This window comes from Brenneria izadpanahii (assembly GCF_017569925.1).
In the GTDB taxonomy this organism is placed as follows: Bacteria; Pseudomonadota; Gammaproteobacteria; order Enterobacterales; family Enterobacteriaceae; genus Brenneria; species Brenneria izadpanahii.
Genome location: NZ_CP050854.1, coordinates 3,869,529 through 3,890,976, shown reverse-complemented (window position 1 = coordinate 3,890,976; position 21,448 = coordinate 3,869,529). Strand labels below are relative to the sequence as shown.

22 protein-coding genes, 1 other RNA gene and 1 other annotated feature are annotated in these 21,448 nt (G+C 51.4%); of the genes, 13 read left to right on the top strand and 10 right to left on the bottom strand.

The annotated features are described in order from the left end of the window. Positions 1–50 precede the first annotated feature (50 nt). Entirely contained in the window at positions 51–914 is an 864-nt protein-coding gene (gene tesB, locus HC231_RS17375) for an acyl-CoA thioesterase II (RefSeq protein ID WP_208227984.1), read from the bottom strand. Between the two features lie 253 nt (positions 915–1,167). On the opposite strand from tesB, the gene HC231_RS17370 reads away from it, so the two are divergent. Further along, positions 1,168–1,722, top strand: coding sequence for a YbaY family lipoprotein (locus tag HC231_RS17370; protein WP_208227983.1), 555 nt, complete (start codon positions 1,168–1,170; stop codon positions 1,720–1,722). Positions 1,723–1,753: 31 nt separating this feature from the next. Here HC231_RS17370 and HC231_RS17365 read toward each other — a convergent pair whose 3' ends face one another. Then, positions 1,754–2,074 (bottom strand): MGMT family protein, encoded by a 321-nt coding sequence (locus tag HC231_RS17365; protein WP_208227982.1) that lies wholly within the window; start codon positions 2,072–2,074, stop codon positions 1,754–1,756. A 167-nt stretch (positions 2,075–2,241) separates the two neighbouring features. On the opposite strand from HC231_RS17365, the gene ffs reads away from it, so the two are divergent. Continuing rightward, positions 2,242–2,338: signal recognition particle sRNA small type (gene ffs / locus HC231_RS17360), an RNA gene on the top strand. Positions 2,339–2,891: 553 nt separating this feature from the next. Here the strand turns inward: ffs and HC231_RS17355 are convergent. From HC231_RS17355 to HC231_RS17330, 6 genes are all read right to left on the bottom strand, one after another. Beyond that, positions 2,892–3,095 carry an HHA domain-containing protein gene (locus tag HC231_RS17355; RefSeq protein ID WP_009114000.1) on the bottom strand — a complete coding sequence of 68 codons (204 nt, stop codon included), beginning with the start codon at positions 3,093–3,095 and terminating at the stop codon, positions 2,892–2,894. A 56-nt stretch (positions 3,096–3,151) separates the two neighbouring features. Continuing rightward, positions 3,152–3,520 (bottom strand): Hha toxicity modulator TomB, encoded by a 369-nt coding sequence (gene tomB / locus HC231_RS17350; protein ID WP_208227981.1) that lies wholly within the window; start codon positions 3,518–3,520, stop codon positions 3,152–3,154. A gap of 583 nt (positions 3,521–4,103) precedes the next feature. Beyond that, a complete protein-coding gene (gene ykgO / locus HC231_RS17345; protein WP_208227980.1) occupies positions 4,104–4,247 on the bottom strand; it encodes a type B 50S ribosomal protein L36 in 144 nt (47 codons plus the stop codon). Between the two features lie 203 nt (positions 4,248–4,450). Continuing rightward, on the bottom strand, positions 4,451–4,699 hold the full coding sequence (locus HC231_RS17340) for a type B 50S ribosomal protein L31 (protein ID WP_048635794.1): 249 nt from the start codon (positions 4,697–4,699) through the stop codon (positions 4,451–4,453). Between the two features lie 199 nt (positions 4,700–4,898). Further along, on the bottom strand, positions 4,899–8,033 hold the full coding sequence (locus HC231_RS17335) for an efflux RND transporter permease subunit (RefSeq protein ID WP_208227979.1): 3,135 nt from the start codon (positions 8,031–8,033) through the stop codon (positions 4,899–4,901). Positions 8,034–8,049: 16 nt separating this feature from the next. Then, positions 8,050–9,243, bottom strand: coding sequence for an efflux RND transporter periplasmic adaptor subunit (locus HC231_RS17330; RefSeq protein ID WP_208227978.1), 1,194 nt, complete (start codon positions 9,241–9,243; stop codon positions 8,050–8,052). A 142-nt stretch (positions 9,244–9,385) separates the two neighbouring features. Between HC231_RS17330 and acrR the strand changes: the two genes are divergently transcribed. Next, a complete protein-coding gene (acrR, locus tag HC231_RS17325; protein ID WP_208227977.1) occupies positions 9,386–10,024 on the top strand; it encodes a multidrug efflux transporter transcriptional repressor AcrR in 639 nt (212 codons plus the stop codon). Between the two features lie 133 nt (positions 10,025–10,157). Here the strand turns inward: acrR and rsmS are convergent, their stop codons facing one another. Continuing rightward, positions 10,158–10,322, bottom strand: coding sequence for a pleiotropic regulatory protein RsmS (gene rsmS / locus HC231_RS17320; RefSeq protein WP_208227976.1), 165 nt, complete (start codon positions 10,320–10,322; stop codon positions 10,158–10,160). A gap of 71 nt (positions 10,323–10,393) precedes the next feature. Beyond that, positions 10,394–10,930, bottom strand: coding sequence for a primosomal replication protein PriC (gene priC / locus HC231_RS17315; RefSeq protein ID WP_208227975.1), 537 nt, complete (start codon positions 10,928–10,930; stop codon positions 10,394–10,396). Between the two features lie 244 nt (positions 10,931–11,174). On the opposite strand from priC, the gene HC231_RS17310 reads away from it, so the two are divergent. From HC231_RS17310 to bcsQ, 10 genes are all read left to right on the top strand, one after another. Next, a complete protein-coding gene (locus HC231_RS17310) occupies positions 11,175–11,564 on the top strand; it encodes a DUF454 family protein (protein ID WP_208231389.1) in 390 nt (129 codons plus the stop codon). Between the two features lie 247 nt (positions 11,565–11,811). After that, positions 11,812–12,363 (top strand): adenine phosphoribosyltransferase, encoded by a 552-nt coding sequence (apt, locus tag HC231_RS17305; RefSeq protein WP_208231388.1) that lies wholly within the window; start codon positions 11,812–11,814, stop codon positions 12,361–12,363. Positions 12,364–12,437: 74 nt separating this feature from the next. Then, positions 12,438–14,501: a DNA polymerase III subunit gamma/tau gene (dnaX, locus tag HC231_RS17300; RefSeq protein WP_208227974.1), complete on the top strand. Its 2,064-nt coding sequence runs from the start codon at positions 12,438–12,440 to the stop codon at positions 14,499–14,501. Further along, positions 13,828–13,892: a sequence feature (DnaX frameshifting element), on the top strand. It overlaps the preceding gene by 65 nt. Positions 14,502–14,541: 40 nt before the next feature. Next, complete coding sequence (locus tag HC231_RS17295) at positions 14,542–14,871, top strand: YbaB/EbfC family nucleoid-associated protein (protein ID WP_208227973.1); 330 nt, start codon at positions 14,542–14,544, stop codon at positions 14,869–14,871. Continuing rightward, complete coding sequence (gene recR / locus HC231_RS17290) at positions 14,871–15,476, top strand: recombination mediator RecR (protein WP_208227972.1); 606 nt, start codon at positions 14,871–14,873, stop codon at positions 15,474–15,476. The genes HC231_RS17295 and recR overlap by 1 nt, the downstream gene beginning before the upstream one ends. A 178-nt stretch (positions 15,477–15,654) precedes the next feature. Continuing rightward, complete coding sequence (gene htpG / locus HC231_RS17285; protein WP_208231387.1) at positions 15,655–17,538, top strand: molecular chaperone HtpG; 1,884 nt, start codon at positions 15,655–15,657, stop codon at positions 17,536–17,538. Positions 17,539–17,859: 321 nt separating this feature from the next. After that, the gene (adk, locus tag HC231_RS17280; protein WP_208227971.1) at positions 17,860–18,504 is read left to right on the top strand and encodes an adenylate kinase; all 645 of its coding nucleotides are present in this window, start codon (positions 17,860–17,862) and stop codon (positions 18,502–18,504) included. A 284-nt stretch (positions 18,505–18,788) separates the two neighbouring features. Beyond that, entirely contained in the window at positions 18,789–19,751 is a 963-nt protein-coding gene (hemH, locus tag HC231_RS17275; protein WP_208227970.1) for a ferrochelatase, read from the top strand. Between the two features lie 394 nt (positions 19,752–20,145). Then, complete coding sequence (locus tag HC231_RS17270) at positions 20,146–20,634, top strand: cellulose biosynthesis protein BcsO (protein ID WP_208227969.1); 489 nt, start codon at positions 20,146–20,148, stop codon at positions 20,632–20,634. Next, the gene (gene bcsQ, locus HC231_RS17265) at positions 20,625–21,428 is read left to right on the top strand and encodes a cellulose biosynthesis protein BcsQ (protein WP_208227968.1); all 804 of its coding nucleotides are present in this window, start codon (positions 20,625–20,627) and stop codon (positions 21,426–21,428) included. The genes HC231_RS17270 and bcsQ overlap by 10 nt, the downstream gene beginning before the upstream one ends. Positions 21,429–21,448: the final 20 nt, after the last annotated feature.

The window sequence follows — 21,448 nt, the reverse complement described above, 5'->3', positions numbered from 1 at the left end:
CCTGTTTCTTTATCCTGCTTCCTGGCTCCGTCAATCGCGTTTTTAAGGCTTTAATGGCGGTGATGGCGTATCACTCCCTCCTGCACGCTGGAAGCAACCAGCACGCCTTCTCTGGTATAGAATTGCCCACGTACAAACCCTCTGGCGCCCGAAGCCGAGGTGCTTTCTACCGCGTATAACAACCAATCATCCAGCCGGAAATCACGATGGAACCACATTGAGTGATCGATAGTGGCGACCTGCATGCCTGGCTCCAGAAAACCAACGCCATGCGGTTGTAATGCGGTTAACAGAAAATTACAGTCGGACGTGTAGCCAAGCAGGTACTGATGAATTCTTTCATCGTCAGGCAACGGGCCATTGGCACGGCACCAGACATGTCGTACTGGCTCCTCCACTTTCCCTTTTAATGGGTTGTGAAACTTTACCGGGCGAAATTCAATGGGCCTGGGTCTGGTAAATTTTTCACGGAATTGTAGCGGCAGTAAATGCGCGAGACTTTGCGCGATTTCCTGCTCTGACTTGAGTTCTTCAGGGGGAATAACAACAGGCATTACATTCTGATGTTCAAACCCAGCCTCGTGGCTTTGAAACGAGGCCATCATATAAAATATCGGTTTACCATTCTGAATGGCGTTGACCCGGCGAGCGCTGAAACTATTGCCGTCACGCAGGTTTTCCACATCGTAAATAATAGGTTTCTGACTATCTCCAGGTAGCAGGAAATAGCTATGGAATGAATGGATTTTACGGTCTGCCGGCACGGTTTGTTTAGCCGCCGACATCGCCTGACTCACTACCTGTCCGCCAAACACCTGTCGCAGCCCCAAGTCATCGCTGTTTCCCCGAAATAACCCTTCCTCGATTTTTTCCAAATTGAGCAGATCGAGGAGGTTTTGTAGTGCCTGGCTCATAGTGTTGTTCTCATTGGTTGAACGTCTCTAAATTAAGCAGCTAACGAGTTGAATTCAGTAATTTAAATTATTTATCAGAGGAATATCAGAATATTGCACTATCAATTGTGCTATTGCGTGATTCATACTACTTATATTCATCATTTTTCAAGTCGCTGTAATTGACTTTCCGCTCTTTGGCATCTATCGAAATAAGTGAACGCCGGTTTTTCTGATGCCGGCAGTCTGACAATAACAAAGGAGACTGACCGAAATGAAATTATGGCATATCTTAGGCAGTATCACGTTATCAATGACTTTGGCAGCCTGCGCCGACAGGAATGATTATGGCGTGTCGCCTGAAACCGGGGCATCCGTAACCGCTGCTTCTACCCAACATCCAGCGGTATCAATGCCTTCCGTTACCGGGACGGTGAATATTCGCCAGCGTATTGCCTTACCGGCCGATGCGGTATTGACGGTTACGGTGTCCGATGCATCATTGTCCGATGCGCCTTCAAAAGTGATCAGCCAGCATGTAACCCGCACCGAGGGGAAACAGGCTCCTTTCACATTTGCGTTACCGTATAATCCGGCTGACATTCAACCCCATGCCCGTATTTTACTCAGCGCGGCTATCGCGATAAATAACAGGGTGTCGATGGTGACGGAAAATGTCTTGCCGGTGATCACCAATGGCGTAAATAATGCCGATCTGGTTATGGTGCCCGTAACGTCCGTACCTTTGCCGGTGCAAGGCGCTGAACCTTCTTCGCCTGCGCCATCAAAAATGTTGCCGTCATCGCAACCAGTTCAATCTGTTTGGTAAAAACAGCCTAAGGCGGGGCCGTGCCATGATGTTATGGCACGGACTGCCAACGGAACGTAGCGAGGTCGATTTTGCCCTGCTTGTTAAAGAGGACTCCCTCCGCTTGTAAGGCTGATTTTTGACGTTGGCGATCGTCTCCGGTGAGCGATATTTCTCCTTTTCGGTTTATCACCCGGTGCCAGGGGAGTTTACTTTCTTTGGGTAAACGCTTCAGTACGCCGCCAACTTGGCGGGAGGCTCGCGGCGATCCCGCCATCAGGGCCACATCACCATAGGTCGCTATTTTCCCATATGGGATCGCGGCGACAATTTGGAAAACACGTTGTTGAAACGTGTCCATTTCTCCTGTCATCAACAAAACCTTGCTTTTCAATCGGTAGAAGAACACATAGCAGTATGGCGTGCTGGGTAAGAAAGCAACGATTGGTATGCGTTAGCTTGCAATTGAACTGCCCATCACCCATAATGCCCACCGCTCTATAGTAATGAATATTTAGTTAGAGCTGTCAATGGGGGCCCTGTCGGTTCTCCCGCAACACTAACCTGTGGATTCGGTCAGGTCCGGAAGGAAGCAGCCGCAGCAGGAGACGTGTGTGCCGGGATGTAGCTGGCAGGGCCTCCACCATTTCCCTTTCTATATCCATTCTCTTGCAAAAAATCCAAAGCAGCTAAAAGCGATTCCGTTATGCCGGCTTATACTTCGCTGGCTGTCTGCCTGAGTTCAGATTTTTTTATCTTTTATGCGGCGATAGTTGTTTCTCTGATCTTATCCGTCTGTTTGGTTTACTCAGATAACCGGGAGCGATTTGTTTTGTATTAATGAGCGTAAATAAATTTAGATACGAAAATTTCGTTCTTGCGCCTGGTTGGTATGTAAATTCTTTCCGGCGATTTGTTGAGCGCAATATGCCTGTCGAATCGATGCGGAATAATCTGGATTATTGAAATGGGTTTATCAATTGTATTGTGAGAAAGGTATCAGTTATAGCGGATTGAGCGAGTTGTAAAACGCAGTATTCTAATTATTTTTATTATATAAAATACACTTTGTTACAACTCTTATTCTATTAAGGTGTGAAAAAAAACAATAAAAACAAAGGCCGATAATGACATCGGCGCGATGTATTAATTTTATCTCACTATCAATGTGCTTTTGGGCGTCGGGGGAATTAACGGACGTATTTCCATACAGCAGTGGGGACTTTGTCGTAAAGTTTGTTCATCGTCAGTTCGGCTAGACGATGATCCGCCGCAGAATAGAACATCTCCAGTTCATCGTTGGAGAGCTCATACTTGTTTTTCTCAATAACGCGTTCCAATGTATCTATGGTGGTGCATTTACGTAAACGCATCAAATAATCGATTTTTTTCATGTTGGCCTTTATGCTAACAGTACCTGGTGGTTAATAAATATAAGATAAATTATTGCTTAAGTTTTAGCAGGCGTACAGATGTCCCCTTCTGAGAACATTCCGAATAATCTTTCTTTAGATTTCTTCCATCCGCGCAATTCAGCATCATTGATGCCATAGTTGCTAAACAGTACATAGGTATCATCTAAATACTTTTCAACCCGCTGAGAAAGCTCGCCTTCGTCAGGATATTTTATTTTAAATGTGAGAATAAATGTAGCGATATGCTCAATAAGTTCATTTAATTGAAGATTGATCGCAGATGTCGGGTCATTGACCCAGCCGTGACTGCTATCGCCTAACGTTGCAATGCTTTCGTCGCATAGATACTCACATAAGAATTTGAGTTGGGCAATATCATAATGTTTGGGTGTGTACTCATCCATATCAATCCCTCCGTTAAGCCGTTATTCAGTGTTACAGCAGTTAACACCTGGTAAACAGGCAGACTGACAAAACTCATAAGAGAATAGCCTCAACCATGTTTCTACAATCATGATGCCTACATGCAAGAGTTCAACGTCTGGGATTTAGACAACCACAATTTAGCCCACAATGGTTTTACGCCTCCCGATGCCGACAGAGTATCTTTTCAATTTAATGAAAACAAGAGACACTTACGCTGTGCCATTTTGATACATATCGGGTCGTTCTGTATATAACTATAGCAAAAGAGTCAGTAAGATTCGCGGGCATTAGATATGGTTTTTAATGCTATTTATCAGGATTAAATCACAGAATTTTCCAAAGACGGAATAGTTTTGGAATAACCATAATATCAGCCTATTAATTTAATTGGTGTATGGGACAACGTCATAACCTGAGAAAGACAATAGCTATTCCTCTAATGTAAAGATATGTAGCGTTAGGCTGTTTTTTATCCTATTGTTTTTACAGTTTTTATCAAAAATATAAAAAAGCTCTGTTACATACATAACAGAGCTGTAGAAAATTGTTACGGAAATAGGATCAGCTTTTTTTCTTCTTTCTACCTTGAACGGCTTTAAAGCGGGGGTTGCTTTTACATATCACATAGATACGTCCGCGGCGGCGTACTACGACGCAGTCTTTATGACGGTTTTTCGCCGAGCGTAGGGAGCTAAGCACCTGCATTTGAATGTTCCTCGTTATATTTTCATCATCATCCAGGCGATGACCGTATGGTCGGCTTTATCAAACTCCTCAGGCTTCCCTTTGGGACGCTTCCTCTCCGGGGCTGCCTGCAAGCGTTAGAATCGGCTTTAGGCGAATGTACCGTTTGCCGAGTTGTTTAAGCGCCTTAAGTTCAATTAGTTTCTCTGCCTGGGTGATCTGGATTATTTGAAAAAGTTGCCAAAACGTTGTTGGAATCGCGCGGTACTACCTTCCTTCGCGTATTCTTTCTGCTTCCCGGTGTAGTATGGGTGAGAGGCAGAGGAAACATCAATCGTGACGTAAGGGTAGCTGTCTCCGTCCAGTTCGATAGTGCGTTCAGTTTTGATGGTTGAACCGATTCTGTAATACATATCGGCGCTGGTATCATGAAATACCACGGTCCGATAGTCAGGATGAATGCCTTTCTTCATATAACCTCTATTGTTATGTTATAACATATACATATGTTGCGCTTTTTTATTGCGCGATTCAACCATGCGATTTGTATGGATATTGCCGCCCGCGTATGGCGTTTACGGTGTATGGAATGATGAAACAGCGGGAGAGGGGATATAAAAAAGGCCGCAACTGCGGCCTTTGGAGAATGCTAATGTGTTGACGGTGTTTAAATTACCGATGTTGGGACTCTATATCCTCATTCTTTTTGCCAAAGCGGCGGCGGACCACCACAAAGAATACGGGAACGAAGAAAATAGCGAGTACGGTAGCGGTAATCATCCCGCCCATTACGCCGGTACCAACCGCATTCTGCGCGCCGGAACCTGCGCCTGAGCTGATAACCAGCGGTACAACCCCGAGGATAAAGGCGAGGGAGGTCATCAGGATCGGGCGTAGACGCATACGTACCGCATCCAGCGTCGCCTCAATCAAACCTTTGCCTTCTTTTTCCATTAGGTCTTTAGCAAATTCGACGATCAATATGGCGTTCTTCGCCGATAGCCCAATTGTCGTCAGCAGACCTACCTTAAAGTAGACATCGTTTTCAAGACCGCGCATGGATGCCGCCACCACGGCGCCCAGAACCCCCAAGGGCACGACCAGCATAACCGAGAACGGAATCGACCAGCTTTCATACAATGCAGCCAGACAGAGGAAGACCACTATCAGGGATATGGTATACAGCGCCGGCGCCTGACTGCCGGACAAGAGTTCCTGATAGGACATGCCCGTCCACTCGTATCCAACGCCTTTAGGCAGCTTGGCGACGAACTCTTCCATCAGCGCCATTGCTTCACCGGTACTTTTACCCGGCGCGGCTTCACCCTGTATTTGCATGGACGGCTGACCGTTATAGCGTTCCAGGCGTGGAGAGCCGTATTCCCAGTGACTTTGCGAAAATGCGGAAAAAGGAACCATCTGTCCGTCGCTGCCGCGCACATACCAATTTTTAATGTCATCCGGCAGCATACGGAAAGGCGCGTCGCCCTGAACATACACTTTCTTCACCCGGCCGCGATCGATAAAGTCATTCACATAACTTCCGCCCAGCGCCGTCGCCAGCGTAGCGTTAATATCCGATAGGGAGACGCCTAACGCCTGTGCTTTTTCATGATCGATATCAAGCCGGAACTGCGGCGTATCTTCCATGCCGTTCGGGCGGACCTGAACCAGCATATCCGGTCGCTGCGCGGCCATGCCGAGCAGTTGGTTACGCGCCTGAGTAAGCTGTTCATGCCCCAGGTTAGCCTGATCGACCAACTGGAAGTCAAAGCCTGTCGCCGTTCCCAGCTCTACAATCGCGGGGACGTTGGTTGCAATCACAATCCCTTCTTTGATTTGGCTGAATGCGGCGTTGGCCCGGCCTGCGATAGCCGCGACTTTATTTTCCGCGCCGTCACGCTCGCTCCAGTCTTTCAGGCTGGCAAACGCCAGACCCGCGTTCTGCCCACGTCCGGAGAAACCGAAACCGCTGACCGTAAAGACCGATCTCACGGTATTTTTCTCGTTTTCCAGATAGTAATTGGTCAACCGGTCCATCACTTTTTGAGTGTTTTCCTGCGTCGAACCGGCGGGAAGTTGCACAATGTTAAGCAGCACCCCCTGATCTTCTTCGGGCAGGAAGGAGCTTGGCAGACGTAAGAACAGAAGCGCCAGCCCCACGACAATCAGCAGATAAACCACCAGATATCGACCGGTGCTGCGCAGAATGTTGGCAATGCTATCGGTGTAGTGGTGCGTACTCTTTTCGAACAGCCTGTTAAACCAGCCGAAAAATCCTGTTTTCTCGCCGTGGTCGCCTTTGGCTATGGGTTTTAGCAGCGTGGCGCAGAGCGCCGGGGTTAAAATCAATGCAACCAGTACCGAGAGCACCATCGCGGAAACAATAGTGATGGAAAACTGACGGTAGATGGCGCCGGTTGAACCGCCGGTAAAGGCCATCGGAACAAATACCGCGGAGAGGACCAGCGCAATCCCGACCAGGGCGCCCTGTATCTGCTCCATCGATTTTTTGGTGGCTTCTTTCGGCGGCAATCCTTCCTCCGCCATCACGCGTTCAACGTTTTCCACCACCACGATGGCATCATCCACCAGCAGGCCGATGGCGAGCACCATCCCAAACATGGTAAGGGTGTTGATGGAGTAGCCAAACGCCGAAATGATAGCGAATGTGCCCAACAACACAACGGGGACGGCGATGGTCGGAATCAACGTCGCTCGGAAGTTCTGCAAAAACAGATACATTACCAGGAATACCAACACGATGGCTTCCACCAGCGTTTTCACCACTTCGTTAATGGAGATTTTAACGAAAGGCGTCGTGTCGTAGGGATAAACCACATTTAATCCGCTCGGGAAAAATTCCTGCAGCCGGGATAATTCGGATTTAACCGCGGAAGCCGTATCCAGCGCGTTGGCGCCGGTGGCGAGTTTGATCCCGATACCGGCGGCGGGCTGCCCGTTGTACCTGGCTATAATGTCATAACCTTCCGCGCCGAGTTCAACGCGCGCCACGTCTTTCAGGCGTACCTGGGAGCCGTCCGTATTGACCTTCAGTAAAATGTTGGAAAACTCTTCGGGCGATTTCAGTCTTGTTTGCGCGATGATCGAGGCATTCAACTGCTGGCCCGCCACCGGCGGCGTTCCGCCGAGCTGGCCGGCGGCGATTTGGTTGTTTTGCACCGTAATGGCCGTCGTGACGTCGCCGGTCGTCAACTGGTACTTATTCAGCTTGTTTGGGTCGAGCCAGATCCGCATGGCGTATTGTGCGCCGAATAGCTGCACATCACCGACGCCATTGGTACGGCTAATGGGATCCTGGACGTTGGCCGCCACGTAGTCAGCAATATCCTGCTGCGTCATTTCGCCATCATTGCTGATGAAGGCGGCGACCATCAGGAAGCTGCTGCTTGATTTCTGAACATTAACCCCTTGTTGTTGAACTTCCTGCGGCAGTAAAGGCATTGCCAACTGAAGTTTGTTCTGTACCTGAACCTGAGCGATATCAGGGTCGGTGCTTGCATCAAAGGTCAGCGTAATCTGCACCGTGCCCGATGAATCGCTGCTGGAAGACATGTACATCAGGTTATCGATACCGTTCATGTTCTGTTCGATAACCTGTGTTACGGAGTCTTGCAGCGTTGATGCGTCAGCGCCCGGATAGTTTGCTGTAATTTCGATTGCCGGGGGTGCGATAGTTGGGTATTGAGCTATTGGTAGCCTCACAATCGCCAGCGCGCCGGCCAACATCACCACGATGGCGATTACCCATGCAAAAATGGGTCGATCTATAAAAAACTTAGCCATGAATTACCGGCTCCTGTTAAGACTTCGCGGATTCAGCCTGCGACTGCTGCGGCTGTTCATTATCTTGAGCGACTTCTTTTCCTGTCACCTGTATGCCGGGTTGGATTTTTTGCAGGCCGGTCACAATAACGCGGTCACCTTCTTTTAAACCATCGGTAACCAGCCATTTATTGCCAATTGCCTTGGATGTGGTCACGCTGCGGACTTCGACCTTATCGCCTTCGCCTACGACCATCGCTGTCGCTTCACCTCTGGGGGTGCGGGTAATCCCCATCTGCGGAACCAGCAGCGCGTTATTTTGCACACCGGCATCCAGACGCGCGCGAACGAACATTCCGGGTAAAAGGTCGTGATCCGGGTTAGGGAAAATAGCTCTCAGGGTGATGGAACCGGTGGTTTCATCCACGGTGACATCGGAAAATTCCAACGTGCCGGGGTGTGAATACTCAGAGCCGTCTTCCAGCAGCAGGCGGACATTCGCTTTGCCTTCGCTCTGCTTCAGCGTGCCGTTTTCCAGGTCTTTTTTCAGACGCAGAAAATCATTGCTTGATTGGGTGACATCGACATAAATCGGATCGAGTTGCTGCACGGTGGTTAATGCGACGGTTTGACCGGAGGAAACCAGCGCGCCTTCCGTCACCGTTGATTTACCTACCCGTCCTGTAATCGGCGAATTGACTTTGGTGTAAGCAAGGTTGATTTGCGCATTATCTACCGTAGCCTGGGCCGCCTGTACGCTGGCATCGGCCTGTCGGGATGTGGCGACCGTCTGATCGTATTCCTGTTTGCTGATGTAGTTGGTGCCTAGCAATGGTTTGTAGCGGTTAAGCGTCAGATGGGCGATTTCAGCGCTTGCCTGAGCCTGGGCCAATGAGCCTTTAGCGCTATTGTAAGCAGCCTGATAGGGCGCGGGATCAATTTGATACAGCGATGAACCGGCTTGAATATCGCTGCCTTCAACAAAATTACGCTTCAGAATAATGCCGCCAACCTGAGGACGGACTTCCGCAATGCGATAGGCATTGGTACGGCCCGGCAGGTCTGTCGTTACATTTAGCTCCTGGGTTTTCAACGTAACAATGCCGACTTCGGGTGCTGATTGCTGTGCTCCAGCCTGTTGTGCTTCTTTATTATCACATCCCGCGAGAATTAAGCCGCCAGAAAGCATCAGAACTGCCGCCAGAGGCGTTAGCCCTCTGTTTTTGTTCATAGATAAACCTCAAGTATCCGATTTGAAATTGACCAATGGATCACGCGCTTTAAAACCCATTGCTGCGATAATTTTATGTTCGTGCTATGTTACATACATACTCGAATGTATGTAAATCATACTTTCTTTCAAATACAGCGATATGGCACGAAAAACCAAACAACAAGCTCAGGAAACCCGGCAACAGATACTGGATGCAGCATTGAGAGTCTTCTCAGAGCATGGCGTGTCCGCTACATCGCTGGCTGATATCGCCATGACCGCAGGGGTGACCCGCGGCGCTATTTACTGGCATTTTAAAAACAAAGCTGAACTATTTAACGAAATATGGGCTCAGGCTGAGTTAAAGCTCAATAAGTTTGAAATAGAGTATCAGACAAAATTTCCTGATAATCCACTCCATGTTATGCGTGAAATATTGATTTATATGCTGCGTTTAACAGTAAGTGACTGTCAGTGGCGTTCGATGATGGAAATCGTCTTTCATAAATGCGAGTTTGTTGGCGAAATGTTGCCATCTTTTAACGTCCGTAAAGCGTTTTACCTCGATTGTTATTCCGATATCGAAGCTTATTTAATACGCTGTATTCGCATGGGATTGCTGCCAGAGGATATTCAGCCCCGCCGGGCGGCCATTGCGTTGCGCGCCTATTTTTCCGGCCTGATGGAAAATTGGCTATTTATGCCGGAAAGTTTCGATCTTAATCAGGATGCCCCTGAATTGGTTGATTCTTTTATTGATATGCTGCGTTTTAGCAACACATTACGTCAGCCGGACTAACTACGGGAATTTTCCGGGCGCCATCGCTGCCGGGATAGCGAATGGCCGCATTTGCGCATCTATTTACCGCGTATGTTTCAGACGACTGCGCCATCTATGTTACGCCGGCTGATTTTGTTGTAGGTCGGCGAGGCTATTTCTTCTCTCCTGAGGGTTCTTCCTGCGCTTTTTTCTGAAAATCCTGGCGCACAATTTCCAGCGCGGCCAACACGACCTGCGGTTCTATCTGGTTATCTTCCAGCAACATAATGAGATCGACCGCCAGTTTGATTTCAGGCGGCGCATTTTCCAGGGACATTTATCTTCACCTTTTATAGTTCGTCATCTGTTTTTCACATATAGCAGAAAGTTAAGGAATACCGCTAGAAGCTACAGCCCTTGTTCCTTGCGTTCAATGAGCCGTTCCAGTCTCGTTAATGCCTGACGACAGCGCATTAACCGTCCTTCAAGGGCCGCTAATTCTTTTTGCAGGCGTTGTTGCTCGCTGAATTGCGTTTGGCTGCCCAGCAGGCTTTCCCGGTCATGGATCATCGACAGCAGGCGTCTTTCATAATCCTGATGCTCGGCCAGCTTATGATACAGATCCTGCGGCGGTTTTTGCGCCGGGCTCTCCTGTCGCCGTAAGGATTGGGTCGCCAGTTCACGCTGTAGCGCCGTGATTTGCCTTACCAGCTTTTCAGCCATGAATGCGACGCGCTCAGTGCGCTGCTCGGCTACCAACTGCCTGATGGACTGGAAATTCAGGGTCACTTCATTGAAATAATCTTTTAGGCGCGTGCCATAGCAGCTAAACAGTTGCCGATCGAAACGCGACTGCGGAACGGATTTATCCGCCAACGGTTCGATCTCTTTTGCCAGCGAATCAATTTGTTGTTCAAGCGCGAGCAGCAATTTGTGAGTATTCACTCTGTTCCTTATACCGATGAATGCAGCAAATTTATCTTTGGGATTGAAACGAACTTTATGCCGAAACATTATCCCTTTTCTTCTCCTTTGCGAATATAGCATCTGCTGTAACCGGCTCATGGAGATTTCGCTTTCCTGGTTGCCATGATTGCGGCCATTAACAAGCGCGCGATGTTGATGATAAAGTAACTGCGCCGGGTTGCGCTTTACTTACCCATTAACGGTGGATTGACTGAAGGTGAATATGTATCGCGCGTTGCTGATTGTAATGGGGTGGGTGGCCGTCGTTCTGGCAACGTTAGGCGTAGTGTTGCCTTTGTTGCCGACCACGCCGTTTTTATTATTGGCGGCCTGGTGTTTTGCCCGTTCGTCGCCGCGTTTCCACCACTGGCTGCTATACCGCTCCTGGTTTGGGGGATATTTACGTCACTGGCAGCAACATCGGGCGTTGCCTCCGGGAGCAAAATGGAAAGCGGTTGTCGTTATTTTGCTGACGTTTGCGCTTTCGCTCTGGCTGGTTAAGATTGGTTGGGTAAGGGTGCTATTGTTGGTGATTATGGCGATCTTACTGACCTTTATGCTTCGTCTGCCGGTTGTCGATTCGGAGCAACAAAAAATTTCCAGAAAAAATTGATGACGCGCGCATCAATGCGGTTCGCCGTTTCAGCGCAGGGCGGCGGGCTATAGAAAGCCGGCATAAAACGCGCAGGGATCGCGGGACTGTTGCATTTGTTGGCCAGTTTGACTAGATTTGAGCGCTTTCGTGCGCGGATCGCCGCTTTCCTATGTAAAAGTCAGTATTTCATCAAGGTAATGCTGGGTGTGGGTTGGTAGCGGCCGGCATTGGTATGGATCAGAACGTTTTATCAGGCACAGATATGATGACCTCAACTGCGCAGCAGTCAGAATTGATTAAAAACAGTATCAAAAGCATTCCCGATTATCCGAAGCCGGGCATACTGTTCCGTGATGTTACAGGCCTGCTGGAAAACCCGACGGCTTATGCCGCCAGTATTGAGATGCTGGCAAACCGTTATCGCAATCGCGGGATCAGCAAAGTCGTAGGGACTGAAGCCCGCGGCTTTCTGTTCGGTGCGCCGGTCGCGTTGGCGTTGGGCGTCGGATTTGTGCCGGTTCGTAAACCGGGAAAACTACCGCGTCCGACCATCAGCGAAAGCTATGAACTGGAATATGGCACGGATTCTCTGGAAATTCACAAGGATGGAATCGGCGCGAATGACAACGTTCTGGTGATAGACGATCTGCTGGCGACCGGCGGGACGGTTGAAGCCACGATAAAACTGATTCGTCGTTTAGGCGGGACGGTAACCGATGCCGCGTTTGTGATCAATCTGTTCGATCTGGGAGGCGTGCAGCGGCTGGAAGCCATGGGCGTGACCTGCTATAGCCTGGTTGACTTCCCCGGACATTAATTATAACGGCCTCGCGGATACCCGCGCGGCTGTGTTAGCATGACCTCCTCAATAACTCGACTGTTGCGGTATTGATGAGCTATCAGGTTCTTGCCCGTAAGTGGCGTCCCCAAACCTTTGCTGATGTGGTTGGTCAGGAACATGTACTGACCGCATTAGCCAATGGCCTTTCTCTAGGCAGAATCCATCACGCCTATTTGTTTTCCGGTACGCGCGGCGTAGGGAAAACCACCATCGCCCGTTTGCTGGCAAAAGGCCTCAACTGTGAACAGGGCGTGACGGCAACGCCCTGCGGACAGTGCGATAACTGCCGTGAAATTGAGCAAGGCCGTTTTGTTGATTTGATTGAAATTGATGCGGCTTCCCGTACCAAAGTTGAGGATACGCGCGACCTGCTGGATAACGTTCAGTACGCCCCGGCGCGCGGGCGTTTCAAAGTGTACCTGATCGATGAAGTGCACATGTTGTCGCGTCACAGCTTTAATGCGCTGCTGAAAACGCTGGAAGAGCCGCCGCCGCACGTAAAATTCCTGCTGGCGACCACCGATCCGCAAAAGCTGCCGGTGACGATTCTGTCGCGCTGTCTGCAATTCCATCTTAAGGCGCTGGATGTCGAGCAGATCCGGGCGCACTTAGAGAAGGTGTTGCAGGCGGAGCATCTGGCGAGCGAGCCTCGGGCGCTGCAACTGCTGGCCCGCGCCGCCGACGGCAGCCTGCGCGATGCCTTGAGCCTCGCCGACCAGGCCATCGCCATGGGGCAGGGACAGGTGACGACGGAATCGGTCAGCCAGATGTTGGGAACGCTGGATGACGAACAACCGCTGGCGATCATCGAAGCGTTGGTGAAAGCCGACGGCGCGCGCGTTATGGCCTTGCTCGATCAAGCTGCGGCGCGCGGCATTGACTGGGAGTCGCTGCTGGTTGAAACCCTGACGTTGTTGCACCGCATCGCGATGGTTCAGCTATTGCCCACGGCGCTAAGTAATGACTATGCGGCGGTAGAGTCCCGTTTACGGGATCTGGCGCGGCTCTTACCGCCTGCGGATGTGCAGCTTTATTACCAGACGCTGCTGATAGGCCGTAAAGAGCTGGCTTATGCGCCGGATCGCCGGATGGGGGTAGAGATGACGTTATTGCGCGCGCTGGCTTTCCATCCTAAGCAGATTATTGAAGCGCCGGTGTCGCACGCATCCAGCCAGCCTCCGGCGCCTTCGCATGCGGCGCCGCAGTCTGCGCCGGCGTCTTCGGCTCAGCCGTCAAGACCGGTTCCGCCGCCGCGGCAATCCAGTACCGGCGGGCATGGACATATTCCCCCTTATCCGACTGAGCCGCCGGCGTCATTCGACGAATCCGACGGTTTTGAACCACCGGGGCCGGAACAGAGCGCGGAGCCGCCGCAGGCGGATGGCGGACTTTCGGATACTACGTCGCAGCTTTTACAAGCGCGTAGTCAGCTATTGCGAAAGCAGGGGGCAACCCCGCCAAAAAAAGCTGAACCGGCAGCGTCGAATAAAGCGCGGCCGGGAAACTCAGCGCTTGAACGGTTAGCCTCGGTGACTGAGCGCGGTTTACAGCGGAAAAACGAGAAAGACAGCGTTTCCGCGGCGGCCAAAAAGAAACCGGAAGCCTATCGCTGGCGGGCGCAGAACGTCGTGGAGGATGTCAAAGCCGACGTCGCCACGCCAAAGGCGCTGCGTTCGGCGTTAGAGCATGAAAAAACGCCCGAACTGGCGGCCCGGTTGGCGGAAGAGTCGCTGGAGCGCGATGAGTGGGCGGCGGAAATTAATCGCCTGTCGTTACCAAAACTGGTACAACAACTGGCGTTAAATGCATTCAAGGAATGCCCGCAAGCCGGTAAAATACACCTGCATCTGCGTTCTTCCCAGCGCCACCTCAATTCACCGGCGGCGCAGAAAACCCTGACAGAAGCTTTAGCGGCGCATTACGGCCAGCCTATCGAACTGTTGGTGACGGAAGACGATAATCCGGCAGTACTGACCCCGCTGGAGTGGCGTCAGGCTATTTATGAAGAAAAGCTGGCGCAGGCGCGCCAGTCGATTATGTCCGATAATACTATTCAAACGCTGCGGCGTTTCTTTGATGCGGAACTGGACGAAGAAAGTATCCGCCCTGTTTAACCGCTGCGAATGCGCAGCCCGAAGTGATAGAGAGAAAACTATGTTTGGTAAAGGTGGATTAGGCAATCTGATGAAGCAAGCCCAGCAGATGCAGGAAAAAATGCAGCAGATGCAGGAAGAGATTGCAAATCTGGAAGTCACTGGAGAATCGGGCGCGGGGCTGGTCAAAATCACCATTAACGGCGCGCATAACTGCCGCCGGGTGGAGATCGATCCCAGCCTGTTGGAAGACGACAAAGACATGCTGGAAGATCTGATCGCCGCCGCATTCAATGACGCCGCCCGTCGTATTGCTGAAACGCAGAAAGAAAAGATGGCGTCGGTTTCCAGCGGTATGCAGCTGCCGCCGGGCTTTAAGATGCCGTTCTGATGCAAACCAGTCCGCTTCTTGAATCGCTGATGGAGGCGCTGCGCTGTTTGCCGGGCGTTGGGCCGAAATCAGCTCAGCGTATGGTTTTTCACCTGCTGCAGCGCGATCGCAGCGGGGGAATGCGTCTGGCGCAGGCGCTGACTCGCGCGATGTCTGAAATCGGTCACTGCGCTGATTGCCGCACCTTTACCGAACAGGACGTATGTTCGATTTGTGCGAATCCTCGGCGTCAGCAAAATGGCCAAATCTGTGTGGTGGAGAGTCCCGCGGATATCCACGCCATCGAGCAGACCGGGCAGTTCGCCGGGCGTTACTTCGTCCTGATGGGACACCTGTCGCCATTGGACGGCATCGGTCCGGATGATATCGGTCTGGGACGGCTGGAAGATCGTTTGGAAAGCGAATCCATCAGCGAAGTCATTCTGGCTACCAACCCGACGGTGGAAGGGGAGGCGACGGCCAACTACATTGCCGAACTGTGCGCGCAGCACGGCGTCATGGCCAGCCGGATTGCCCACGGCGTGCCTGTCGGCGGCGAGCTGGAAATGGTCGATGGCACGACGCTGTCCCATTCGCTGGCGGGGCGTCAGCCTTTCAAGTTTTAATCGCCCGCTGTCGGGCTTTATGCCTGACGGCGGTTTCTATTGCTTCATTTCTTTGCGCTTTTTCTCCGGTCAGGATTTCTTTTCCCCCTTGAAATTATCGTTCTCTATCCCCACTTGAAGCTTATCGTCAGTTTAATCAGCCTGAATAATATTAGGATTGAGGTAAGCAATAATGAGTATGAAAGGCCAAGAAACCCGCGGATTCCAGTCTGAAGTAAAGCAACTGCTGCATTTGATGATCCATTCACTGTATTCCAATAAAGAAATCTTTTTGCGTGAATTGATCTCCAATGCTTCCGATGCGGCAGATAAATTACGTTTTCGCGCGTTGTCCGCTCCCGAACTGTATGCCGGCGATGGCGAACTGCGCGTGCGAGTTTCCGCCGATAAAGAAAAACGTACTCTAACGATTTCCGACAACGGCATCGGTATGACTCGCGATGAGGTGATCGATAACCTCGGTACTATCGCCAAATCCGGGACGAAAGCCTTTCTGGAGTCGATGGGTTCCGATCAGGTAAAAGACAGCCAACTGATCGGCCAGTTCGGCGTAGGGTTCTACTCGGCGTTTATCGTCGCGGATAAAGTCACCGTGCGTACCCGCGCCGCGGGGACCGAACCCGATCAAGGGGTATTCTGGGAGTCGGCCGGCGAAGGCGATTACACCGTCGCGGATATCACCAAAGAAGATCGCGGTACTGAAATTACCCTGCACCTGCGTGAAGGCGAAGATGAGTTTCTTGATGACTGGCGGATACGCTCCATCATCGGTAAATACTCTGACCATATCGCCTTGCCGGTAGAAATTGAAACGCATCATGAAAGCGAAGAGGAAGGCGGCGAAGCCACGGTAAGCTGGGAGAAAATCAACAAGGCCCAGGCGCTATGGACGCGCAGCAAATCTGAAGTCAGCGATGAGGAATATACCGAATTCTATAAGCACATCGCCCATGACTTTACCGATCCTCTATGCTGGAGCCACAACCGGGTTGAAGGGAAACAGGAATATACCAGTCTGTTGTACATTCCTTCCCAGGCGCCGTGGGATATGTGGAACCGCGACCATAAACATGGCCTGAAGCTGTATGTACAGCGCGTATTCATCATGGACGACGCCGAACAGTTTATGCCGAACTACCTGCGCTTCGTGCGCGGCCTGATTGATTCCAACGATCTTCCGCTGAACGTCTCCCGTGAAATTCTGCAGGACAGCCGCGTGACTCAGAGTCTGCGTAGCGCGCTGACCAAACGCGTATTGCAGATGCTGGAAAAACTGGCGAAAGACGAGCCGGAAAAATATCAGACATTCTGGCAACAGTTCGGTCTGGTGCTGAAAGAGGGCCCGGCCGAAGATAGCGCCAACCGTGAAGCGATTGCCAAGCTGCTGCGTTTCGCCAGCACGCATAATGACAGCTCGGCGCAGACCGTATCGCTGGAAGAGTATGTCGGCCGCATGGTGGAAGGGCAGGAGAAAATCTATTACATCACCGCTGACAGCTATGCCGCCGCGAAAAGCAGCCCTCATCTGGAACTGTTCCGCAAGAAAGGCATTGAAGTGCTGCTGCTTTCCGATCGCATTGACGAATGGATGATGAGCTACCTGACGGAGTTTGACGGTAAGTCGTTCCAGTCCGTCAGCAAAGCGGATGAGTCGCTGGACAAACTGGTGGATGAAGAAAGCGATGCCCAGAAAGAAGCGGAAAAAGCGCTGGAGCCCTTTGTTGATCGCGTTAAAAACCTGCTGGGCGATCGGGTGAAGGAAGTGCGTCTGACGCACCGTTTGACCGATACGCCGGCGATTGTGACCACCGACGCCAATGAAATGAGCACCCAGATGGCGAAACTGTTTGCCGCGGCCGGACAGCAGGCGCCGGAAGTGAAGTATATTTTCGAACTGAACCCGGAACATGCGCTGGTTAAACGTGCGTCCGACGTGAGTGACGATGCGCAGTTCGCCGAGTGGGTTGAACTGCTGCTGGATCAGGCCTTACTGGCAGAGCGCGGCACGCTGGACGATCCCAACCAGTTTATCCGTCGCATGAATCAGTTATTGAGCGCCTGATGCGCCGCAGCCCCGGCGCTATGCCGGGGCTAATTTCCCCTTTGCGCTTTCCTTAATCCCATCCCCTTGTTGCTCGATTATTCGTCTACACTGAACGTTCATGCCGTTGCGTCACTACCGCAAATCACTTTTTCTTCTACCGCCGGCAGGCTGAAACGAGCCCGTTTCTTGAGGATAAACGCCCGGAATGGTATGGTTTAGCGCTTTCAAATTTATTTTATAAATACTCCGCCCAATAGATTTCGGGATGCAGAATAGCGACCAACCTGTCTGCGGCTCGAAAAATGAAGGGTTATATACATAAGCAAGGGGATTTACGCAATGCGTATTATTCTGCTGGGCGCTCCGGGCGCAGGCAAGGGGACTCAAGCTCAATTCATCATGGAAAAATATGGTATCCCGCAGATTTCTACGGGTGACATGCTGCGTGCAGCGGTAAAAGCCGGAACTGAATTGGGAAAACAGGCTAAAGAAATCATGGATGCCGGCAAGCTGGTCACGGATGAACTGGTTATTGCCCTGGTAAAAGAGCGTATCGCCCAGGATGATTGCCGTAACGGTTTCCTGCTGGATGGCTTTCCGCGCACGATTCCCCAGGCTGACGCGATGAAAGAAGCCGGCATCAGCGTGGACTATGTTATCGAGTTTGCGGTTCCCGATGATCTGATCGTCGATCGCATCGTTGGGCGCCGTGTGCATCCGGCTTCCGGCCGCGTTTACCATGTGAAATTTAATCCGCCGCAGGTGGAGGGTAAAGACGATGTGACCGGTGAAGATCTGGTAACCCGTAAGGACGATCAGGAAGAGACCGTGCGTAAACGTCTGGTGGAATACCATCAGCAGACGGCTCCGCTGGTGGCTTACTATCAGAAGGAAGCCGAAGCCGGCAATACCCGCTACTTCAGAGTAGAAGGGACGCGCAAAGTCGCGGAAGTTCGTGCTGAACTGGAATCGATTCTGGGTTAATCCCCGCTGAGCGTGATTGCGAGTGTTGCCGGAACCTGTATGGCGACACTCGCTGCCGATTATTGCATCATACGGAAACCGCGCCGATCCATGTCTCCCGCAATGCGTTGATTTACAACATTATCCTCCACCTTCTCGCCCTAGTCTTAGCTTTCCCCTATCGATAACATCGATTTCAATGTTGTTATCTTTCAATTTTTGTAAGCCGTTTTTCGCTACAATAGAAAACCTAATCGTACAGATTGGTTCGGGATAACCGACTTATCCATAAGAGGAAAGCTGTGATGACGCAAGAGAAGTATGGCGTGCTGATGGTGAATTTAGGTACGCCCGACGCACCAACCCCGCGAGCGGTGAAACGCTATCTGACGGAGTTTCTGAGCGACCGGCGTGTGGTCGATACCTCTCGCTTGCTATGGTGGCCGCTGTTGCGGGGCGTTATCCTTCCTCGTCGCGCGCCGCGAGTGGCGAAGCTTTATCAGTCGATCTGGATGGACGGCGGCTCGCCGTTGCTGGTGATTAGCCGCCGGCAGCAACAGGCGTTGGCGCATCGTCTGCCGGGCATTCCGGTTGAACTGGGGATGAGCTATGGTTCTCCCAGCCTGGCTTCGGCGCTGGATAAACTGTTGGCCCAGGGGGTGACATCGTTGGTGGTGTTGCCGATGTATCCGCAGTATTCCTGTTCGACGACGGCATCCGTCTGGGATGGGCTGGCCAAGGCGCTGAGCAAGTACCGCCAGTTGCCTGAAATCCGCTTTATCCGTGATTATGCCGAACATCCGGCCTATATCGCGGCGCTGAAATCCCAGGTTGAGCAGTCATTCGCCGCGCACGGCGAGCCGGATCGCCTGGTGCTCTCTTTTCACGGCATTCCGGTGCGTTACGCCAGCGAAGGGGATGATTATCCGCAGCGCTGTATGGCGACGGCAAGAGCGCTGATTGCCGCCTTGGGATTACCGAAAGAGAAAGTATTGGTGACTTTCCAGTCGCGTTTCGGACGTGAGCCTTGGCTGACGCCCTATACGGATGAAACGTTGCAAGCGCTGCCGGGGCAGGGGGTGAAGCATATCCAGATCATGTGTCCCGGTTTTGCCGCGGATTGTCTGGAAACGCTGGAGGAAATTCAGGAGCAAAATAAAGAGATCTTTCTACACGCGGGAGGAACGGCATATACCTATATTCCGGCGTTAAATGATAACCCTTCGCATATTGACCTGCTGGAACAATTAGTCGCCAAGGCGGAATAAGCGGAAAACAAGCGAATACTATTCATTTAATCTTAAGTTTACTCTCTCCATTCTGAACGATTGCCGCAAATGGCGTTTAAATCGCCGCCCGCATTTATGAGAAAACCGCACGGTGATGAGGATTCAAAGCCTCTCGCCGTCCCCTCTCTGTTTTTACCCGTAGCTGTTACGTAAAGATCGAGTTTTGTGATCAAAACAACGTGTTATTGACTATGCTTATATGCGATGGATTTCGAGATGCGGTCGGCCGACAGGGGGGCTTTTGATTTATATGAATTTATGTCTTTCTGTAAGGATCGAGAAAATAAAATTTTAGAAAAATATAAAGGATTGGCATCCCCCCTCCTTACATACGGCATTAATGATAATCTACATCTGCTTATCTGGATGGTATATGAATAAATATGACGATATTAAGCATTTCAAAGAAAAGCTGAATCTGGAACAGATTGATTATAAAGATACATCGGAAAACGATGTCTATATACCATCGCAAGAGTGGTCGATTTTAAGGCAGGTCGCCGGCGAGAATGGCTCCGACGCCGATAATGCGGCGCCCCTGGGAAAAGGGGGACTGGCGGCCAGGCCGGTTCCGGTGAACAAGGAGGAGTTTCGCTCCGCATCCCTGCTACAGGCGGTCGGTCAGCAACTGTCGGCCGGTCAGGAATCAACCGTTCAGCCAGCCGTTGCCATCGAACGATCGCCGGTTCCGGCGGCTCCGCGCCAGCCCGAGCCGGCCGCCGCCGATGCCGCCCTTAACGTCGATGATAAGCCGCGCTTTCGTAATCTATTCAGGCAAAAAAGCGCTGCTGTAGATGAGAACGACAAGCGCCGAAATACGCCGCTGAAACCACTGTTAGAGACCATTGCCTTATGCCGTTAGTTTGTGTGTGCTCTCCCAAAGGGGGCGTAGGGAAAACCACTGTTGTAGCCAATCTGGCATGGACGCTGGCCAGTAGCGGGCTTAAAGTGCTGGCTGTCGATTTCGACGTACAGAACGCCTTGCGCTTGCATTTCGGCGTGCCGATGTCGGATGGGCGCGGCTATGTGGCGCAGGCCACCTCCGCTTCCGACTGGGGGCAGTTTATCCTTAAGGCGCACTCCAACTTATTCATTTTGCCTTACGGAGAAACCACGCAGGAACAGCGGGGGGCTTTCGATCAGGCGATCGGCAGCGACGAACATTTTATCCAGCGCGGTTTAAACAGCGTGCTGAACTATCCCGATATGGTGGTGATCGCCGATTTTCCTCCCGGCCCGGCGCCGGCGCTGAAAGCGATCCGCGAGCTGGCCGATATGCACATCGTGGTTATGCTGGCGGATACCGCCTCGCTCTCTTTGCTGCCGCAGATGGAAAACCATAAGTTTCTCGGCTCGCCCCTCAATAGCCAGGGCCGGGAATATTACATCGTAAACCAGAGCGATATGCGTCGCCCGCTCAACCGCGACGTCACCCTGTTTTTCGAACAGCGGCTGGGCGACAAACTGCTTGGCACCATCCACCGCGATGAGTGCGTACCGGAAGCCAATGCGTCACAGCAGTCCATTCACCAATTTAGTCCCGTGTCCGCCGCCGCCTTTGATATTGATCTGATTAGCAAAAAAGTCGCGGCCATCCTGGACGTTAATGTAGGTGGTGGGGAATTTTATTCTGCGCCGAAACACAGCCTTTATTAATAATTACTTCGTCAGGCAAG

What these genes read in the sequence shown, in the direction of transcription:
- HC231_RS17355 (WP_009114000.1), bottom strand. Translation starts at nt 3,095, where the DNA reads ATGAAAAAAATCGATTATTTGATGCGTTTACGTAAATGCACCACCATA.
- acrR (WP_208227977.1), top strand. Translation starts at nt 9,386, where the DNA reads ATGGCACGAAAAACCAAACAACAAGCTCAGGAAACCCGGCAACAGATA.
- HC231_RS17335 (WP_208227979.1), bottom strand. Translation starts at nt 8,033, where the DNA reads ATGGCTAAGTTTTTTATAGATCGACCCATTTTTGCATGGGTAATCGCC.
- hemH (WP_208227970.1), top strand. Translation starts at nt 18,789, where the DNA reads ATGACGCAAGAGAAGTATGGCGTGCTGATGGTGAATTTAGGTACGCCC.
- adk (WP_208227971.1), top strand. Translation starts at nt 17,860, where the DNA reads ATGCGTATTATTCTGCTGGGCGCTCCGGGCGCAGGCAAGGGGACTCAA.
- HC231_RS17295 (WP_208227973.1), top strand. Translation starts at nt 14,542, where the DNA reads ATGTTTGGTAAAGGTGGATTAGGCAATCTGATGAAGCAAGCCCAGCAG.
- htpG (WP_208231387.1), top strand. Translation starts at nt 15,655, where the DNA reads ATGAAAGGCCAAGAAACCCGCGGATTCCAGTCTGAAGTAAAGCAACTG.
- tomB (WP_208227981.1), bottom strand. Translation starts at nt 3,520, where the DNA reads ATGGATGAGTACACACCCAAACATTATGATATTGCCCAACTCAAATTC.
- bcsQ (WP_208227968.1), top strand. Translation starts at nt 20,625, where the DNA reads ATGCCGTTAGTTTGTGTGTGCTCTCCCAAAGGGGGCGTAGGGAAAACC.
- HC231_RS17370 (WP_208227983.1), top strand. Translation starts at nt 1,168, where the DNA reads ATGAAATTATGGCATATCTTAGGCAGTATCACGTTATCAATGACTTTG.
- HC231_RS17365 (WP_208227982.1), bottom strand. Translation starts at nt 2,074, where the DNA reads ATGACAGGAGAAATGGACACGTTTCAACAACGTGTTTTCCAAATTGTC.
- HC231_RS17330 (WP_208227978.1), bottom strand. Translation starts at nt 9,243, where the DNA reads ATGAACAAAAACAGAGGGCTAACGCCTCTGGCGGCAGTTCTGATGCTT.
- tesB (WP_208227984.1), bottom strand. Translation starts at nt 914, where the DNA reads ATGAGCCAGGCACTACAAAACCTCCTCGATCTGCTCAATTTGGAAAAA.
- HC231_RS17310 (WP_208231389.1), top strand. Translation starts at nt 11,175, where the DNA reads ATGTATCGCGCGTTGCTGATTGTAATGGGGTGGGTGGCCGTCGTTCTG.
- dnaX (WP_208227974.1), top strand. Translation starts at nt 12,438, where the DNA reads ATGAGCTATCAGGTTCTTGCCCGTAAGTGGCGTCCCCAAACCTTTGCT.
- ykgO (WP_208227980.1), bottom strand. Translation starts at nt 4,247, where the DNA reads ATGCAGGTGCTTAGCTCCCTACGCTCGGCGAAAAACCGTCATAAAGAC.
- HC231_RS17270 (WP_208227969.1), top strand. Translation starts at nt 20,146, where the DNA reads ATGAATAAATATGACGATATTAAGCATTTCAAAGAAAAGCTGAATCTG.
- apt (WP_208231388.1), top strand. Translation starts at nt 11,812, where the DNA reads ATGACCTCAACTGCGCAGCAGTCAGAATTGATTAAAAACAGTATCAAA.
- HC231_RS17340 (WP_048635794.1), bottom strand. Translation starts at nt 4,699, where the DNA reads ATGAAGAAAGGCATTCATCCTGACTATCGGACCGTGGTATTTCATGAT.
- recR (WP_208227972.1), top strand. Translation starts at nt 14,871, where the DNA reads ATGCAAACCAGTCCGCTTCTTGAATCGCTGATGGAGGCGCTGCGCTGT.
- rsmS (WP_208227976.1), bottom strand. Translation starts at nt 10,322, where the DNA reads ATGTCCCTGGAAAATGCGCCGCCTGAAATCAAACTGGCGGTCGATCTC.